The sequence below is a fragment of the Burkholderia sp. SR8 genome, from assembly GCF_052851275.1.
Genome location: NZ_JAULUC010000075.1, coordinates 1 through 843 on the forward strand (window position 1 = coordinate 1; position 843 = coordinate 843).

Annotated in this window: 1 protein-coding gene; it reads left to right on the forward strand. The window is 62.6% G+C overall.

Features of this window, described 5'->3' with window-relative positions; all coding sequences use genetic code 11:
• Window positions 1-56: 56 nt before the first annotated feature.
• A partial coding sequence (locus tag Q3A80_RS31870; protein ID WP_446332745.1) for an IS256 family transposase occupies window positions 57-843 on the forward strand: 787 nt, incomplete at its 3' end.

An 843-nucleotide genomic window follows, 5' to 3' on the forward strand; every position in this document is an offset into this window, starting at 1 on the left:
GGACCTATCCGTGATTTCGTGGGCGAGGCATATCATGAGAGGCAAAAGTCATGGATATGCCGATGAAGAAGAAAAGGCAAACTGTAGCGCGTCAGGCAGCGGCCCGCGGGCCGCTGCCTGAACTGCCTAAGGAACTACTGGACCAGTTGGTCAAGGGGCCGATGACACCGGCCGAGGTGCAGGACTTGATGCTGGCGTTCAACAAGGCAGTCATCGAGCGCGCGATGGGCGCCGAGATGAATCTGCATCTGGGCTACCCGCCGGGCCAGTCCAAGCCAGCCGGCCAAGCCAACGAGCGCAACGGCGCCAGCGGCAAGACGGTCATCACCGATCGCGGCCCGGTCCGGGTCGACGTCCCCCGCGATCGCGACGGCAGCTTCGAACCGATCCTAATTCCCAAGCATGAGCGCCGCTTCACCGGCTTTGACGAGCGCATCATCGCGATGTATGCCCGCGGCATGAGCGTGCGCGAGATTCAAGGGTTTCTGGCTGAGCACTACGGCACCGAGGTGTCTCCCGACTTCATCAGTTCGGTCACCGACGAGGTAATGGCCGAGGCGCTGAGCTGGCAGAGCCGCCCACTTGAGACGATGTATCCGGTCGTCTTCTTCGATGCGCTGCGGGTCAAGATCCGCGACGACGGCGTGGTCAGCAACAAGGCCGTGTATCTGGCCTTGGGCATCCAGGCCGACGGCCAGCGCGACGTGCTGGGCCTCTGGATCAAGCAGACCGAGGGGGCCAAGTTCTGGCTCAAGGTGTTCAACGAACTGAAGACGCGCGGCTGCCAGGACATCCTGATTGCCGTGGTCGATGGCCTGAAGGGGCTCACCGAAGCCATCGGCA